General features: G+C 44.9%; 16 protein-coding genes. 4 read left to right on the top strand and 12 right to left on the bottom strand.

Annotated features, from left to right (window positions below):
- Window positions 1-52: 52 nt before the first annotated feature.
- The 3 genes from Q9R46_RS03355 to Q9R46_RS03345 are packed head-to-tail and all read right to left on the bottom strand — an operon-like array spanning window position 53 to window position 2,230.
- Window positions 53-1,177, bottom strand: a complete 1,125-nt coding sequence (locus Q9R46_RS03355) for a hypothetical protein (RefSeq protein ID WP_311278964.1) — start codon at window positions 1,175-1,177, stop codon at window positions 53-55.
- Between the two features lie 15 nt (window positions 1,178-1,192).
- On the bottom strand, window positions 1,193-1,819 hold the full coding sequence (locus Q9R46_RS03350) for an NUDIX hydrolase (protein ID WP_311278963.1): 627 nt from the start codon (window positions 1,817-1,819) through the stop codon (window positions 1,193-1,195).
- Window positions 1,820-1,855: 36 nt separating this feature from the next.
- Window positions 1,856-2,230: a winged helix-turn-helix transcriptional regulator gene (locus Q9R46_RS03345; protein WP_145412201.1), complete on the bottom strand. Its 375-nt coding sequence runs from the start codon at window positions 2,228-2,230 to the stop codon at window positions 1,856-1,858.
- Between the two features lie 261 nt (window positions 2,231-2,491).
- Between Q9R46_RS03345 and Q9R46_RS03340 the strand changes: the two genes are divergently transcribed.
- The gene (locus Q9R46_RS03340; protein ID WP_311278962.1) at window positions 2,492-3,085 is read left to right on the top strand and encodes an NAD(P)H oxidoreductase; all 594 of its coding nucleotides are present in this window, start codon (window positions 2,492-2,494) and stop codon (window positions 3,083-3,085) included.
- 245 nt (window positions 3,086-3,330) lie between these two features.
- Here Q9R46_RS03340 and Q9R46_RS03335 read toward each other — a convergent pair whose 3' ends face one another.
- The 4 genes from Q9R46_RS03335 to Q9R46_RS03320 all read right to left on the bottom strand — a co-directional run bounded on the left by Q9R46_RS03335 (window position 3,331) and on the right by Q9R46_RS03320 (window position 7,352).
- Window positions 3,331-3,972, bottom strand: a complete 642-nt coding sequence (locus tag Q9R46_RS03335) for a FusB/FusC family EF-G-binding protein (RefSeq protein ID WP_311278961.1) — start codon at window positions 3,970-3,972, stop codon at window positions 3,331-3,333.
- A gap of 254 nt (window positions 3,973-4,226) precedes the next feature.
- Window positions 4,227-4,694, bottom strand: coding sequence for a GNAT family N-acetyltransferase (locus Q9R46_RS03330; protein ID WP_311278960.1), 468 nt, complete (start codon window positions 4,692-4,694; stop codon window positions 4,227-4,229).
- An 815-nt stretch (window positions 4,695-5,509) separates the two neighbouring features.
- A complete protein-coding gene (locus Q9R46_RS03325; protein WP_145328683.1) occupies window positions 5,510-6,382 on the bottom strand; it encodes a carbohydrate ABC transporter permease in 873 nt (290 codons plus the stop codon).
- Window positions 6,383-6,401: 19 nt separating this feature from the next.
- Window positions 6,402-7,352, bottom strand: a complete 951-nt coding sequence (locus Q9R46_RS03320; protein WP_397386362.1) for an ABC transporter permease — start codon at window positions 7,350-7,352, stop codon at window positions 6,402-6,404.
- A 360-nt stretch (window positions 7,353-7,712) separates the two neighbouring features.
- Here Q9R46_RS03320 and Q9R46_RS03315 point away from each other — a divergent pair, with 360 nt between their 5' ends.
- On the top strand, window positions 7,713-9,524 hold the full coding sequence (locus Q9R46_RS03315) for a sensor histidine kinase (RefSeq protein WP_311278959.1): 1,812 nt from the start codon (window positions 7,713-7,715) through the stop codon (window positions 9,522-9,524).
- Window positions 9,525-9,763: 239 nt separating this feature from the next.
- Here Q9R46_RS03315 and Q9R46_RS03310 read toward each other — a convergent pair whose 3' ends face one another.
- Entirely contained in the window at window positions 9,764-10,708 is a 945-nt protein-coding gene (locus tag Q9R46_RS03310; RefSeq protein ID WP_311278958.1) for an alpha/beta hydrolase, read from the bottom strand.
- Window positions 10,680-10,853: a hypothetical protein gene (locus Q9R46_RS03305; RefSeq protein WP_311278957.1), complete on the bottom strand. Its 174-nt coding sequence runs from the start codon at window positions 10,851-10,853 to the stop codon at window positions 10,680-10,682. The genes Q9R46_RS03310 and Q9R46_RS03305 overlap by 29 nt, the downstream gene beginning before the upstream one ends.
- A 218-nt stretch (window positions 10,854-11,071) precedes the next feature.
- On the opposite strand from Q9R46_RS03305, the gene Q9R46_RS03300 reads away from it, so the two are divergent.
- Together Q9R46_RS03300 and Q9R46_RS03295 are read left to right on the top strand one after the other, a co-directional pair.
- A complete protein-coding gene (locus tag Q9R46_RS03300; RefSeq protein ID WP_311278956.1) occupies window positions 11,072-12,679 on the top strand; it encodes a response regulator transcription factor in 1,608 nt (535 codons plus the stop codon).
- A gap of 123 nt (window positions 12,680-12,802) precedes the next feature.
- Window positions 12,803-14,482 (top strand): type 2 periplasmic-binding domain-containing protein, encoded by a 1,680-nt coding sequence (locus Q9R46_RS03295; RefSeq protein ID WP_311278955.1) that lies wholly within the window; start codon window positions 12,803-12,805, stop codon window positions 14,480-14,482.
- 126 nt (window positions 14,483-14,608) lie between these two features.
- Here Q9R46_RS03295 and Q9R46_RS03290 read toward each other — a convergent pair whose 3' ends face one another.
- The 3 genes from Q9R46_RS03290 to Q9R46_RS03280 all read right to left on the bottom strand — a co-directional run bounded on the left by Q9R46_RS03290 (window position 14,609) and on the right by Q9R46_RS03280 (window position 17,447).
- A complete protein-coding gene (locus tag Q9R46_RS03290) occupies window positions 14,609-15,193 on the bottom strand; it encodes a hypothetical protein (protein ID WP_145328676.1) in 585 nt (194 codons plus the stop codon).
- 17 nt (window positions 15,194-15,210) lie between these two features.
- On the bottom strand, window positions 15,211-15,819 hold the full coding sequence (locus Q9R46_RS03285; protein WP_311278954.1) for a zinc metalloprotease: 609 nt from the start codon (window positions 15,817-15,819) through the stop codon (window positions 15,211-15,213).
- A 632-nt stretch (window positions 15,820-16,451) separates the two neighbouring features.
- Window positions 16,452-17,447, bottom strand: a complete 996-nt coding sequence (locus tag Q9R46_RS03280) for a CPBP family intramembrane glutamic endopeptidase (RefSeq protein ID WP_311278953.1) — start codon at window positions 17,445-17,447, stop codon at window positions 16,452-16,454.
- Window positions 17,448-17,829: the final 382 nt, after the last annotated feature.

Raw genomic sequence — 17,829 nt, 5'->3', positions numbered from 1 at the left:
GTAATGAGTTATCCCCCCTGATTTTTGGTTAGGTTATATTAGTTGTACTTTATTAATTGTTCGGCGCCAAGTCTTCTAACTGTAACAACTCTAGCTTGCCCACAGGTATGCTTGCATGTAAATCTCCATTCATGATATCCATCGCTTCCCATTCAACAAACACAACAAAATGATCTGTAAGTTGGGAATATTCGGACCATTTAGTCGTTACATTTAGCTCGTAGGCAACCTCCTGCCACAAGCGCTTGCCTTCTTCAAACCAATCTCCTCTGCTACGCCAATATATAATCAAAGTTCGAAGCCTCTGGATCAGATCATGATCCTCCAGCTCTTGTTGATCATTCAATGGATGTTCGCCTGAACTCCAAAGTCTATAATGATAATACTCATCATACTCATCTTTTTCTTCTATCTGTTCCTCTCTCACCTCATCCCAACCCGGGTTGAACATAGGCGAGTACACTGCATGAACTTCATCATGCAAGTAGATGGATAAGAAACAATAGGAACTTTCCGATGGAGAGTCACAGAGCGTATCTATGGTTTGCTTCACCGCCAACATGAGTTCCTTTTTCACCGTTTCCCGCAATGTCTGAACTTCTGTGTCTGCCATTCTGACATAAATCACACCTTGCGTTCCATCTAACACTCGTAGCAGGATATTTTGCTTATCATATTCGAAATAAGTCCGGACAAGATGATCGTAATATTTATTATTTTCATATTGCGGCTGATAGACTTGCACAAGCAGGTTGCCCTCATAAATATATTCTTCAACGTTAATTTTATTAAACCGAGAAAGATATTCTACAGACCGATAGACATGCCCGCCCTGCAACCTATATTCCTTCACTCCATCCAATGTGCCCTCAACATATGTTCTTGTCGTTATCAGATCATCTTTATATGTAACATACGTATAACCGTCAATGAGATCGTCACAGGCCAATATCAGCAATCTGCCTTGATCATCAAACTCGTAATAGGTATCTGTTTCTTCGTTCGAAAGTTCTCCAGGGATTTGTCCCTCACGTTCCAACCAAAAGGGCATAATGTCATACCGTTTACTTGTTGTATACTCTCTTCTATGTACCTTTGCCTCAGCTTCTTGTTTGTAAAATAGATAATTGTCTATTGCGTCCTGATTAAGCTTCTCATAATATTGTTCATTAATCATATTTCTCACACCTCTCTATTGATGCGTATTAATCTGCAACCACTTGGAAGGGGCTTTTCTGACAAAATGCTTTTCTACAAAATCCAGAATATCATCTATTCCGGGCAATGCTGCGTTTTGTTTGGCTTCGTCAAACGTCATCCATCGGTAATCGCTATGCTCATGATTCAACTGGACAGACTGATCTTCGTGCACATAACCTACAAATACGGGGGCCATATAGATATAATCCTCTGCCTGTGAATAGAACTGTTCGAACTGATTAGTCGTGTACAAACGAACATTCGTGATGCCTGTTTCTTCATGAATCTCTCGAAGCGCAGCTTCCCATGCCTTTTCCCCTTGCTCAATACCACCGCCAATATAACACCACTCACCATGAAGCATTCGACCAGCCCGTTTCAGCATCAGGACATGGTATTCATCCAAATATTTTTTCAGAAGGATCACAGCAACCCCTTCACAGCGGATCGGTACAGTCTGTTTTTCTGGATTGGTTAGATCGCTTGAGTTGGCCGGAGTATCCTTCGTGGACTTATTAACTTGTTTAGCCCTATTGGCTTGCATGTTTTGGTCGGAATGGCTTAATTGACCCGTTTGATTCACTTGGCTTAATCCTTGCGCATTCGTTGTATGTTCCACCGATTCTCTCCCCTGTCCTTCACGTTTTTCTTGGAATTAAAAGTCCTCCAACACCTTCGACTTATCCCCGTAAACCTTGTCCAGATGCTCTTCTCCCCAGTAACACAGAAGATCCAGCGCAGGCTTAAGTCCCAATCCATACGCTGTCACCTCATACTCCACTCGGGGAGGAACCTCAGAGTATACCTTACGTTGCACAATCTCATCCTTTTCCAGTGCTCTCAGCTGTGTGGTCAGCATTTTCTGCGTAATGTCGGGAATTAACCGCTTCAGCTCCGACGTTCTTTTGCAGCCTGTAAACAAATGATAAATAATGAGCGGCTTCCACTTGCCACCCATTACTTCCAGCGCCGCTTCAACGCCAACTCTATATTTCTTGGGAGCCTCACTATTTGTCTGATCTTGTTCCATCTTGGTCTTCCCTCCGTTATCTTTCCGAGCCTCATGTCATGGCCTTTATATCATGATTCTTTATTTCTGGGTTCTTAAATCATGACAGTTCCATCAAGGTACTTTTAAGTTTCACGTTCAAATTTCATGCTCTTAGGGTACTTTCATCTCCCTATAGAACAATAAAGTGCGTACTTCCAGATGTTTTCAACTCTGTTTATAATAGCATCAGCAGAGGAGCTATGGCTACCGAACCGTGCTCCAGAAAGGTTGTGATTAATAATGAACGTATTAGTGGTGGTGTCTCATTCGCGCAAAGATTCCCTGACCTTTCAGGTCACCAATCGTTTCGTTCAAGGTCTGGCTGAAGCAGGTCATCAAGCCGAAATCGTGGATTTGCACGAGATTGGTTTTGATCCGGTCCTGCGCGCAGAAGATGAACCGGACTATACGCAAGATCATCAGCGATTCTCCCCCCAGATTGAAACGGAAATTGCACGTCTCAAGAAACACGATGCCATTGCTTTTGTCTTCCCTCTGTGGTGGTGGCATCTGCCAGCGATGCTGAAAGGGTACATTGATCGCGTCATGAACAACAGTTTTGCCTATGGTGCGAACAATCTGCATCATGAGCAAATTCTGTGGATCGCTCTTTCCGGTGTGACGGAAGAACAGATGAATAAGCGGGGCTATGGTGACTCGATTCGCAACCTGCTCAATGTCGGTATCGCCGATTACTGCGGTGTGTCCCGCTCCAAGGTTGAATTCCTGTACGAAACGGTGGATGCTCCGCCGAAACACTATGAGGAACTGCTGCATCAGGCATACGAGTTGGGCGTTAACTATGCCAGCGCATTTGCTGAACAGTCAACATAATAAATGGTTAGGGTCCATCCACCCCTTTCACAATAAAAAAATAAACACCTCACATTCCGCTCCGCCTTTGGTAAAATAAATCACCCGTTTCCGCTTTTCAAGAGCGGTTACGGTAAGTAAACACTCCGGCATTACGCATCAAAAGGGCCACTCAACTGAGCGGCCCTTCCTGTGTTTTGTGCTATTTTACGATACTAACGTCGTTTGACCAGTTTGCTTATATTTGTACACACGAATCTCCAGCTTTATTTCATCGTTGCAAGCAAGAATTTCTCCAGCATGCTGATATCCGTGATGCTCTCGTTGCACGCCTTATCATCCATACACACATACTGGCCAACGGATGCAAAATTGTCCGCCGACTGTGCCTTGGTCTTCACGTTGAAAAACCCCAGCTCCTGATGGCGATGACAGAACATGCAGTATCCCTTCTTGTTCGTGGGCGTAATTCGTCCCTCAATCCCGAGGAACTTGCCTTCGTGCGGGTACACGATGAACAAACGGCTGGTCGCAATGTCCATCCATCTCAAGTACGTGGTGTGTGTATAATCGATGGATTCCAGATCAGGAAGTTTGAGCTTCTTCGCCTTTGGAAACAGCTTTTGAATCTGCTTGGCTGTAACCTGTGGGTATGGAATCAGTAAGTCCTCAAGCTGATTCAGGTAGAGCTGCACGTCATGCGGCGTCGCATACGTGGAAAGTTGCTCCAGCAACTGCTTTTGTTCCAGCGTCAGGTTTTCGAAGATGCCTACGGCGTTCGTACTGACGGTGTAGCGGACCGTATCCAATACTTTGGGGTCCACGACCGAGCGCAGCGTTTTCAGCAGAAATTCGGCTTGTTTATACATATAGTTGAACTGATGATTATGAATAAATGGTGTTTGCATGGCCTTCAGCCCCTTATTTATAGTGGTCAAGCAAATAAGGTGCAAAGCCTGCGGGTCGAACCATGATATTGGTGTTGCTTACTCAGGGCACACGATCTCATTTTGTCGCGCCCTACACAAAGTCCGCCCCTATTCAGGCTTTGCGTAAGGCTTTCTAGCGAACGAGCAATCCGGCATCATCCCTATTGCCACGTCATAACCCCCAATGCAGTCGATATACGGGAATTATAGCAGGAATGGTGGAAAGGGGGCAATTACAACGTTAGTATCGCCTGTACTTCACCACAAGCCAATACATCACCCGTAAGTTGAAAACCAAGCGAGTCATAGATTTTCTTAGCAGCCACATTTTCCGGTTTATACGTTAGCTCTACTACTTTAGCTTCCCCACGCGGGGCTGAACGTGCATACGCAATCGCTTTCTCTACCATTTCTCTGCCGTATCCCTGGCCTTGGTACCGATGGTCAATCATCATTTTGAAAATGCCATAGCTGCTATACTCGAAATTTCCATCTCCATCGTCATAATACATCGAAATAAATCCGACCATTTGTTCTTCCTTGTATACTGCAAATGTGATAATGATCTGCCCCTCATCCGAGGCTATGTACGCTTCTGCAAGTGCATGCTGATTCGAAGAGATGAATTGCTGCTGATCCGGAGAAACCTTGAGTTCAATACATTCAATAAAGTTATCCCAAGTGATTTTTCTGAAATCCATTTCATTTCCCCCTGCTCGTAGAGTAAATTGTAAATGCTCCCCCATACATGCTCTTGTATATGTTCATCTAGCATTTATTTTATATTTTTCCTATAGTACCATTTAATTCAAATAAAGGTAACTGGAGAGATTTTAGTTAAGCATGAGAGAATGTCCTTCCAGAGAACTGGCAGTGTTGATAAAATAAAACGGGTACAGCCCAATTAGTACCAAGTGGTTCCCAATCGTCTAAAATAGATATAGTTCGCGCCAAAAGGATGTGATCATTTGAATAATAAAAGGATAATCTTTAGCATTTTTACACTGTGTATTCTACTTCTATTCGGTTTTATCAGATGGGACTATCTTGAATCTGCGTCCAGCGCAGACCTCAAATATAAGAATGATCGATGGACAGGTCAGAAATGGGTCGAATTCTATCCACCTCTAGCCTTCTCCCCCAATAGCATGGAGTTTCCACTCATTTACATCGATGAAATAGATACGAACGATATTAATAACTACTTAGCAAAACAAGCTCGTTCTGGAGAACTGGTGAACAAATGGATTGAGAGAACTCGATATACGGACGGATACTTAGGTTTATTATTGTTGAACATCATCGTAACTGTGTATAGTTGCTTCAAGATAGGGATGAAGAGACGTACTACAAGATGATTTGTTAAAGACTACAAAAAAGAAGCCGCCTCCCTGGCCTTCCCCAGTTTGGCAGCTTTCTTTTCACGTTACATTCACATAACTCGAAATCAAAAGTTTACACATGCATTTCACTTCTCAATCACAATTAACGCCATTCTAATCACAATCTTAATTCCCTACTCCTTCACAGCCCCGACCACAATTCCACTTACAAAGTAACGTTGCAGGAATGGATACACGAGCAGGATCGGCAGGGCGCTGATGAAAATTTGTGATGCCCGGATGGTCCGTTGGGACAGGTTCGCAATCGCTTGCGGGTCCATCTTGGTCATGTCGCCCTGCACGATGATCGTCTGCATGAATGTCGCCAGAGGCAGCTTCTCCGAATCACGAATGTAGATGATGCCATCGAAATAGGCATTCCAGTGCCCCACCATCATGAACAGAGACACGGTCGCAATAACCGGCACGGACACGGGCAGATAGATTTTCACAAACGACTGGAAATGACCTGCGCCATCGATAAATGCAGCCTCCTCTAAGTCCTTCGGCACCGTGCGGAAGAAATTCAGAAGCAGAATGATGTTGAACACCGCCACCAGACCTGGCAGGATCAGCGCCCATAGCGTGTTCATCAGACCAAGCTTCAGAATGAGGATATACCCCGGAATCAGGCCCCCACTGAACAACATCGTGATAACAAAATACCACAGGTAGATATTCCGTGCTCGGAACACTCGCGTCTCCTTCGACAGCGCATACGCCGCAAGCGTATTAACGATGAGTGCAAGCCCGGTGCCCAGCACCGTCCGCTCCACCGATACCCACAGTGAGGACAAGAAGTTGGAGTTATCAAACGTCTTGGCGTACGCCTCGAACGTAAATCCAATCGGCCAGAATGTCACGAGCCCTGCATTCGCAGGGGCGGACGAACTGAGGGATACCATCAGCAAGTGATACAGCGGCAGCAAGCAGAGCACCGAAAGGATGGTCAGAAACACATTGTTGAAGATGCTGAAAATGCGATAAGGTAACGTTTTATGATACATGGTTCATTATCATCCTTTCTTAGAAAATTCGGTATCCGGCAAAACGGTACGCCAGTCGGTACGAGATCACGATGAGGATCAGACTGATGACCGATTTGAACAGATTGACCGCCGTTGCAAAGCTGAACTGTCCGCTCAGCAGACCTTCGCGATACACAAACGTATCGATGATATCCGCTTGCTGATAGATCAATGGGCTGTACAAGTTGAAGATTTGGTCAAAGTTGGCGTTCAGCACGTTGCCCAGCGCCAGCGTGGCAATAACGATCCCGATGGGAATAAGTGCCGGAATGGTGATATACATCGTCTGTTTCCAGCGCCCCGCCCCATCCACTTCAGCGGCTTCATACAGAGACGGGTTGATGCCCGCGAGTGCTGCAAGGAAGATGATCGTGTTAAAACCGAACTCTTTCCACACATCACTGATAATGACGGTGAACCGGAACCAATTGCCGTCCCCGAGGAAGAAAATCGGTTTGATACCAAACACCGACACCAGAAACTGATTCAATATTCCCGTCTGTGCCAGAATATCGATCAGAATACCGGACAGCGTTACCCAGGACAAGAAGTGTGGCAGATACACCAGTGTCTGGATCGTACGTTTCAGCGCCATCTTACGTACCTCATTGAGCAATAGCGCAAAGATAAACGGAATAATTAAGTTCATGATGATTTTCGAGCAAGCAAAGAATAAAGTATTCCACGTAATTTGCAGGAAATAATCATTGGTCCACATATACTCGAAATGCTTCAGCCCCACCCACTCCGAACCACTGAAGCCCAGCGCGGGCTTATAATCCTGAAAGGCCATTAGAATACCTGACATCGGAATATATGAAAATATAAAGACCATAATGGCCGCTGGCAGCACCATGAAGTGCAATATCCACGGCTGTTTGTAGCGTTTTTTCTTCTTTTTTTCCAGCTTGTTGCCGACATTCGCCTGCGGTAGCCGTTGACCCTCCATTTTAGCCTCCATATGAACCTTCTCCTGTTCCCAAAAAAAGTTTTTGTGTGTCTTGGGCTTCTCTGATATAAATAGTATCAAGCCATTCCGAGGTCTGACTATATAACATTGTTAGGGTGGATAGGGTTTTGTTAGTTTGATCTATATTGATAAGCATCCATTCCTCACACGAGACACTCCGATGGCAGAATAAACCTCCAATCGCCGTTATCCCCAGATTTTTTTCATTCCCTTTTCAAGGGGAAAATCCGGTGATAAATGCGACCGCGTTGCTTTTTCGGTTTTTTTCTGCCCTCTCCGTTAACGTGTGAGAAAAAGGGCCAACAATATAGTTAGATGTGAATGTAGAGGAGACTTTTTATGCATACATGGGAGCGCTTTAACGTTTTTCAAAAAGGAATTCGATCCCGCTTTAGCCTTTTCGCCAAAATCAATCTGTTAATCATCATTCTGTTCATCCCGATTCTGATCATGTACACCTATTCGAACAACGTCACCTACGACGTCGTCAGCAAAGAACTGCAGGTATCGAACACCAAGCAGCTCACGTTCCTGTCCAGTCAGATCGACTCGCGTATCAATCAGATGATGGATTTCAGCCTGATTCTCTCGCGTGATCCGAATGTGCGTGCCTTCAACGGTCTGAACCTGTGGCAGGATAAGTACGACCAGATGCAGACGAGGTACATCATTCAGGAGAAAATGACGCTCCAGACCGGCGTAACCGATCTCTGGCCTACCCGCTACGCGGTGTACTCCCAACAGAACAAGGAGGTTATTGCGAACTACACCCGCGATACGGGCTATGATGAGACGTATTTGAAAAAAAACATGAGTGGACAATGGACCTACGGGGATCATTCCACCGACGCGAAAGACGCCATGCAATCCTTCTACTGGTTCTATACGGATTCATTGGCACAGCCAGGGATGCTCACAGGCAGTAATCTGGTCATTGAAGCCAGCTTCAGCCATGAGAACATTCAAAATATGCTCGACACGTACAAAGCAGGTGGACAGGGTGACCCATTCTTTTATCACAAAGGCAATGCCCCTATTCTGAACCGCACCGCAGACAAGCAGTTATCCGGCGACCTGATCCGTTATCTGGATACTCACTCGCTTGAAGATACAACGCAAGATGTCGTAGAGCTAGGTGGCAAAAACTATCTTGTCAGCACCGTCAAATCCACGTATCTGGACTGGCATCTGGTCGATGTCGTGCCGCTATATCAGATTTTGGAGCCGATTTCGCTGAGTCAGAATCTGTTCTATGCCTGTATGATTTTACTACTCGTTGTGGGCATCTCCGCGTCCATCTTGCTCTATCGCAATGTGCAGTACCCCATCCAGAAACTGATCAAAGGGCTGCGCCGCGTGCAGCAAGGTGATTACTCGGTACGTTTGCACAGCAACAACCAGAATGAGTTTTCGTTTCTGTTCCATCGTTTTAACGATATGTCCCACCAGATTCAAGATCTGATCGAAAATGTGTTTCAGGAAAAAATCCGGGCCAGAGAAGCGACGTTGAAGCAGCTTCAGGCACAGATTAACCCGCATTTTCTATATAACTGTCTCGGTTATATCATCAACATGGCGCAGATGAAGGACGAACAAGCCGTGGTGTCCATGGCGCATAATCTGAGTGCATACTATCGCTACACCACCCGGATGGAACGGGAAACCTCTTCGCTGCAGGAAGAAATGCAGCTGCTCATTAACTATCTGGATATTCAGAAGCTGCGCAACGGCCGTATTGAATATCACATTGATATTCCGGAGCATATGCTTGCCCAATCGGTACCGCGTTTAATGCTGCAACCAATGGTTGAGAACTCTGTGATCCATGGGATTGGAAAGTCGTATACCTCAGGGGAGATTCGAATAACCGGGGAAAGTGCGAATGGTTTTGGTAAAATCTATATCGATGACGACGGTCCCGGCCTTACGCCAGAGCAGTACGAGGCGTTGAACCAGGAAATGCTGGAGCCTTTGCAAGAGGAAGTCGGCTGCGGTCTCTGGAATACGTACCAACGTATGATTCACACTTTTGGCAACCATTCCTACCTGTTGTTCGGCCCATCTCCACTCGGCGGCTTCCGCACCGAAATCGTTTGGGAAATTCCGAGCGAAGATGCTGACAAGGAACGTGGGAACAACTCAGGCGGATGATTAAAGACAAATCAACCTAATATCCGTTACCCTGGACCGCCGCATTTGTTGCTCAACGTCCTCGGGTAACGATTACATTCACTAATGTACGCACTAAAAAACGCCTTCCAACCGCTCATTGTGGCGGCGGTAAAGGCGTTTTTTCCTTCTTCTTGATATCTTTTTCGTATCCTTTTTGCTATCCTCTTTGCTACACTTTTTGCTATCTTCTTGCTTTCTTCTTTCCATTTGCACTACGCCTATACTTTCTTGCTCATCCGCTCATCCAGCCAATTCACAATATCCGCAGTAACTTCATCCCTGTTCGTTTCGTTCAGCATCTCATGCCGCCCGCCCGGATACAGCTTGTAGGTCACGTTGTCGATACCCTGCTGTTTATAAGCGTTATACAGCCGGATAATGCCTTTGCCAAAGCTGCCTACCGGGTCCTTGTCTCCAGAGAAGATATGAATTGGCAGGTCCTTGCGCACCAGATTCAGATTGTTTTTAATCCCAAGCTGCTTGAGTCCAGTGAAAAAGTCTGCGAAAAATCCTGTCGTAAATACCGTTCCACAGAACGGATCACGAATATACTTATCGACCTCTTCTGCATCCCTGCTAAGCCAGTCGAACTCGGTGCGAACAGGCTTGAACGCATCGTTGTAGCTGCCGAAGGACAGCTTGTTCATCCGGTGGCTCGGTACACGTCTGCCGCGGCGCCGAATCTCTTCTTGGGTTAACAGCGCAGCCGCATGAAGAATAAAGCGCATATGCAACGTAGAACCCGACAGAATCACGCCGTCCAGCTCATTGCCATAGAGCATCAGATAACGCTGCGTTACGAAAGAACCCATACTATGCCCCATCAGAAATAAAGGGAGTTCAGGATACTTTTTCTTAATGATGCCAGTCAGTTTATACAGATCATGCACCATCCACTCGAATCCGTCGCGATCTGCCAGATGACCCAGGTTCTCCACAACCTCTGCCGTCTTGCCATGTCCTCGCTGGTCGTGGATGTACACGATGTATCCATTCCGATTCAGTTCCAGCGCAAAACGCTCATACCGGGCCGCCGTCTCCGCCATCCCGTGACAGATCTGCACCACTCCTTTGATCTGAGTGTCATTCGCAGGTAACCAGTTATAGACATGAATGCGTGTACCTTCGTCCGATTTAAACTGAAAATGATTTGCCGTACTCACAAAATCCCCCCGTAATGATACGTTTTCTCTTTTTTTGCTTCTTTTTCTTATTTTTCTCCTTCGTCGTCGTTGTCATCTTTTTCTTTATGTATTTCTGTAGTTCTTCATCGGCTTCAAGATTGCCACTTGCTGAGTGACTGTTCATACATATTCATCCTACTTCTCTAAGGAGGAATTTAGCAATGTAATTTCACCCTATATATCGGATGATTATACATAAATATTGATTATTCATTCCTTTTTTTCAAGCGCAGATGTGCACGGAAGTGTTTCCATAGAGAAGCGGATGGTGGTGTGATATACTGCTTGCAACACATGTCAGCTTAGAAGCGTGTAAACCCTCAAGCAAGGAGATAAAGCAACATGCAAATGATCATCGTAGACGACGAAGCGCACTGGGTCGACAACCTGTCCATGACCAAACCCTGGCATACGCTCGGGATCGAACAGGTTCACCGGGCATACTCCGCTCGCGAAGCCCTGCAACTCATTGAAACCCATCCGATTGACATCGTAATCTCGGACATTCAGATGCCGGAAATGACAGGCATAGAGCTGATCGAACGCATCCGCATCCGGGACAAAAAAATAAAATGCATCCTCTTGTCCGGGTACTCCGAATTCGAATATGCCAAGAAAGCCATCCAGTACGAAGCCGTGGATTACCTGCTCAAACCGCCAACAGATGACGAACTGATCGGCGCGGTGCAGAAAGCCATTGATCAGCTTAACAATGAATGGGCGCTTGTCAGTTCCCTATCACGGACACAGTTTACACTTCGCGAAAATTTGCCGCATTTGCGTGGACGCCTACTTTTAGAAGCATTACAGGGAATTCGGTTCTCCGCAAGCGAATGGGAGCGCAAACTGGACAATTACGACCTGCCCTTCCACGCCGGAGATGCCGCGCTAATGCTGGTTCGTATGGAGGAGGAGTTCGGCCACTACGACAGCCATGATCAGACCCTGATCGAATATGCCATTATCAACATGGCGGAAGAGATTATGGGTGAATTCATGCACGTGTGGGGTGTGAAGGAAGAGCACGGGTATGTCGTATTTTTACTGCAATTGAAGGAACGAAGCGGCGATATTGGAAAAGAAACCATTCTGGAGAAGCTGTCCATTCAGCTTCAATCCAAAGTAAAACAGTTTCTGAAAGGTTCCCTCTCCATTGTTATGACCGAGTGGTTCACCTTCCCGGAACAGATCTACGATCGCTTCCGTCAGGCTTCCGCCTATTTCCGCCAGATCGTCGGGGACGAGCGTGAATTCGTCATGCGGGTGACCGATGTCGAAGCACCTTCGGCACAAGGTCCGCTGGACGTGCTGTATACACCGCCTACCTTCATTCAGCTGCTGGAAAGCGGCCAATGGGATGCCGCCGAAGATAAAATCCGTGCCGTCTGCGCCGAACTGGACGAGAAATGGTCGGAATCATGGGAACACTGTATGGAGGCGGGTTTTCTCATCACCGCCGCCTTCACGAACCTCGCTCATCGGAACAAGCTCACCCTGTCAGGTCTCATGGGCAGTGAGATCGAGCAACTGCAAAGCGGCGAAGTCTTCTCCACCATCGGCAAGCTGCGCAAATGGTCGCTCGGCGTACTCGCCAAACTCAAGGAAGGCACCTCCAACGAGGTCAAAGATACCCGGTCGGAATACGTGAAAAAGATTCAAGAGTTTACCGATAAAAACCTGCATCTCGACGTATCTTTGCGTGTGCTTGCAGATCATGTGAATCTGCATCCCACACATCTGTCCAAGATTTATAAGATCGAGACTGGCGAAGGCATTAGTGAATATATCGCGCGTTTGCGAATGGATCGGGCCTGCCACAAGCTGGTCACGACTACCAAGAAAGTATATGAGATCAGCCTGGAGATCGGCTATATGGACCCGGCGTATTTTATTAAAGTGTTCAAACGTCAATTCGGCGTGACACCCCAAGAGTACCGCGACCAGCATTAAACCAAACTTTTTACACTTTCACTAAGAGAGTCCTATCGAAACTAACAAACTCATATAGATGCCCTCCCGCTCTACTTGGTACAGTTACAGTGTAAAGATCATACATCGTAGGGGGATTGAACAATGATCAAATTCAAAACATGGTGGTCCTTGCTCATGGTCATCGCACTCATCACCATCACTGCATGCGGCAGTGGCGAGTCAGCCAGCGAGAAAGGCACGAATGATACACAAGAGGCTGTCGGCTCTGCGGAAGCCGAAGCAGCGTTTGCCAAAGGAAAATACGACCCGCCCATCGAATTCAGCTCCGTGCTGATGCCGAAAAAATACGCTCATGGCGATACCAAAGAGAACAACGTACATGACCGTTGGATGCTCGAAACGCTGGGTATGAAGCACAAAGATACGTGGTATCCGGCCACTGACGATCAATACAGACAGAAGCTCCAACTCGCGATTGCGTCCGGCGAGAAGTTGCCTGATTTCGTAACCGTGCCAACGAACGCGGTACTGACAAATCAGCTGATCGACTCCGGTCAATTCATCGCCATTGATGAGCTGTTCGAGAAGTACGCAAGCCCGATTCTGAAAGAGCACGCGGCAGCACATCCTGAGCTGTGGTATCCGTTCACCAAGGACGGCAAAAAGTATAACATGCCCATCATGGAGTATACAGATAACGATGATACCCTGCTCTGGCTCCGTGAGGACTGGATGGAGAAGCTGAACCTGGAAGCGCCGAAAACCATCGCAGACCTTGAAAACATCATGGACAAATTCAAAAACGAGAACCCGGACGGTTTGTCTCCAGACAAAGTATTCCCGCTGGCGATCTCACTCAAAAACAACACCAACACCTGGATGGGTGGACTCGACTGGTTGTTCGGTGCATACGGCACAATTGAAGAACAATGGAACAAAGATGCTAATGGCAACTTGGAGTACGGCTCCGTGAACCCGGGTGCGAAACAAGCCCTGGCCAAGCTGGCTGAATGGATGGAAAAAGGGTATATCCACGCCGACTCCGCCCTATGGGACGAAGGTAAATCCGCTGAAAGCTGGACCGCTGGCAAAGCCGGCATCCTGCCTGGCGCAAACTGGGTACCGGACTGGCCTGCTCCAGACCTGCTGAAGAACGTACCTGGCGCAAAATACAAAGCCTACCCTGTTCCGGCTGGCCCAGACGGCAAGATCGGTACGAAATGGCAGAACTCTGGCGTCAACGCAAGTATCATGATCAACAAAGATGCAAAGCACCCGGAAGCGATTTTCCTGTACTACAACTATCTGCTGGATAACCTGGCGAACCCGAAAGCAGGCAGCCCGTACGAATACGGCTTTGCGAAAGGGTATGACTGGGATGTCGTAGACGGTAAACCGACCAGTGACAAAGAGAAGATCAAAGACTTCTCCAACGAATTCCCGTTCCTGACCGGCCCGGCGCGTATTCCAGATCTGTACATGAAAACACTCGTGAAACTCGCCAACGGCGAGAAGCCTGAAACACCTTACGAGAAACAAATGGCTGAATTCCGTAAACCGGAAAACTGGTATGCTGGTAAAGTCGTGATGTCCCAGATCGACATCCGTAAACAAAACTATTTCACAGGCGCAGCCACACCAACCATGGTCTCCAAGTGGAATCTGCTCCGTCAGTCCGAACTCGAAACCTTCAACAAAATCATCTACGGCAAACTGCCAATCGATGCATTCGACCAATTCGTCACGAACTGGAAATCCAACGGCGGCGACCAGATCACCCAAGAGGTGAATGATTGGTTCAAGTCTGTGAGTGGGAAGTAAGGATTAGTTGTTGGGAAAAGTAGAGCATTAAAACCCGAGCCGAAGCGTTTATTCACGCTTCGGCTCGGGTTTTTAAGTTTAAAAGCAGGTTTGCCTCCTTCTGTAATTCAAATAGTATCCATTATGCTACTTAAAATACTTTTCATTAACCTCGTTATACAAGGCAGAATAATGTTCATCTTTTTCAGCAATATCCAGATCACTTGTGGATTGAATACTCATGTTACTTTGAGTTTCAGGGTAAACATATTTACCCTGATGGTTGCCAATGATCTCATATGAACCTGAAGGTTCCTCTGGACTTTGATATAAGAACAGGAGGTAGTTTTTACCTGACTTTAGAGGTTGATACAATTCATTCGGATATTTTACATATGCACCTGCCACATCTCTCCATTTGGCGTAGTACTCAACTACGTTTAGTTCCTGCCCCTCCTTCACTTCACCTTTATATACTTTCTTCACTTTTATATTTGAAAATGTACGTGTGTCTAATGGATATTTATCCTTTTGATCTAATTCAACGATTGAATTCGTCTCCTCTTCCCAGTCCGCCTCCACAATGACAGTAGCTAGTGATTCGATCTCAGAAAGAGAGTAATTTTGATAATCTGCATCTGGACGTAGTTCTTGTGCATTTAGATGCTTGTATCCAAAAAAAATACTAACCCCCATTAAAGCTACAATTCCTGCCATTATCCACTTTTTCATCTCAACACCTCCAAAATTTAATTTCCATATTTCTCTTTTATATTGGACTTATCATAGGTCTGTACAGCATAGTATCCGTTATCTCCTTGTTTCATGATGGCGGTAGAAGTAGTATCTGGATGTTTAAGTCCTAATGAGTGTCCCAATTCATGTAAGAATATTTTTTTCTTTAAATTAGCAGTATGAAAGGAATACCCTACTTTGGTTTTTGAATCCGTGTTGGTATTAAATTCAATAATAGAGTCTTTCCAAGATCCGTTCCAATCACACGAATAACCCCATATAACACTATATTTATAATTGCAAGCTTGAGCCCAGTTACCTGTAGCACCAAGATTCTTTCCAATAATATTGATTCTTGCATAATGTGGTGTTTGATCTAGACTTGATTGTTCATAAGGCTTTGCCAAGCCTACTTTGGAGGATACACCATTCCAGCCGGTATACCAGCTTTGAAACGAACTTAAATGTGAGGACATACTAGATCCTACTGCTATACCTAAACTGGTTGTATTACTTGTATCCCATGATCCGCTATAATAATCTGAGCTTGCTGCCTTTACAGATGCTGTAATGAGGAATGCAGCCATTAAACAGGTTAACATTGCCATCCAACGTTTTTTCAAAATATTCACCTCTCCGCAAAAATTTGTTCAGCATTTGTTTGAATTACATAAAACACTACAGTTTAGTGGTGAAATGAACTGCATAATCCCCCCTTGTATGAACGAGTCTCAACAGTTCTATCTTTATAATCAATAGAACTTTCGAGTGTAGTAAATCCACCTTCGTCCTAGAAATTTAGCAAGCATATGTATTGTAAAAGAGAGCATGGAAATATCTCTGATTACAATCTAAATCTACACTGTCACTTAACGAAAACAAGCATCTTTATCACCATAACTAAATGTTGATCACTCTAACTATATAAACGTAACATATATGGAAAATGTTTACTTAAAATTGTGTCTATTTTGTGTCTATAATCATTATTATTTTTGCCTTAACCTGAAACCTTCAATAAAATCATCTACGGCAAAATGCCAATCGATGCATTCGATCAATTCGTAGCTAACTGGAAATCCAACGGCGGCGACCAGATCACCCAAGAGGTGAATGATTGGTTTAAGTCTGTGAGTGGAAAGTAAGAATTTGTTGTTGGGAAAAGTAGTATGAGACGAAGTAAATGAAACAAAAAAACAAGCCGAAGCGTGTAGTTTTAACGCCTCGGCTTGTTTTTAATTAATCGGGCGAACGATCATACTAAAGATGCCCAAATGACATGAAGGAAAAAATCTGCTGACATATGAGAAAGAATCGCGTATTCCAAACCCTTTTTCCAGTATAAATAACCAAACAGAATTCCTAACACTCCATTGTTTATAATTGCTCTAATCACTAATATTGGAGTCAATTCTCCAAACAAACTCGAAGTCGCAGGCAGATGTGCTAACCCAAATAATACAGAAGACATAATGATGGCGATCCAGTATGTAGCCGCAGGAATGCTTGCTTGAGTTTTACTTATCTTCACCATTCCCCATACCAGTACCGTCATTAAACATAAACGCAGAAGAACTTCTTCGACAATTCCACCATAAAAAATAGTCAGTAAACTTTTCCACCATGCCAATGTTGGAGTTGACGGTAATTGTGGCATATGTGGTTGAAATATGTACGTTTCGAGCATAACAATGACAAAAGTTCCGATGAAGCTACCCAATATCGCAATAATAATCCACTGTTTTGAAACTTTCGATAACCTGCCTGAGTACAATAATCTTCTTAAAATGGGAACACCAAGTTGAACTTTTTCGGCTAAAATGAGTCCGATCGTACTAGCAATAAAAGACATAAATGCGACATTCAAAATCGTAATAATAACGATCCCATACAGAGGAAGGTTGAATTGTTCAGTCAATTGAGTTCCTACGGTTCCTATCATATAAGGTAGAATAGTAGCTCCCCCAACTACGCCAAAGATGGTGAAAGTTACAACTAACCGACCATTTTTGTTCGTAGTCGGAGACGCGATTGAATTTTTACGAAAAAGAAAGACAATAAATACCCCAAGACATATTAACCCCAGACTAGCATTGAGCAGCACTTCCCACAACGAGGAATGAAAAGATTTGGACACCGCACCTGACCCAAAAGCCAAAAACAAAACAAACCAAAACCACGTTTTATATCGTTGATAGAAGAAAGAAAGTATTTTAATCACTCCTCTTTTGAAAAAATCTCGCATTTCCATTACCGTTAACTATGCCTTACGTAACATTCTGTTTGTCTTATGTATTCTTATAGATGAACTAGTCTCTCTAAACAAACTGCTTCAATATCTCCAAAGGAATTGTCTACTCCCCCTTCACCCCGCAGATCTATACTCCACCAGAAATGTATTTGAATCTGATGTTTATTCGGAGCTCCTCGGACCCCTGTTCTTACTTTTTTTCAAAGCATTATTACAATGAGCAACAAAAATTTGGCTAGAAGTTGTATATTCCAACTTTATATTAATCATATCAATTTTGCCCATATTTGTTCAATCACTTCTCTTAAGTTCATATATACTTGTATTTTTTCGATTTTCTCTCCTCCAACCTCTATCAATTAATTGTAAAGTGTCCGGCTTA

It is taken from the genome of Paenibacillus sp. RRE4, from assembly GCF_031844205.1.
GTDB lineage: Bacteria > Bacillota > Bacilli > Paenibacillales > Paenibacillaceae > Paenibacillus > Paenibacillus xylanexedens_B.
This window is presented reverse-complemented; position numbering and strand designations above follow the sequence as displayed.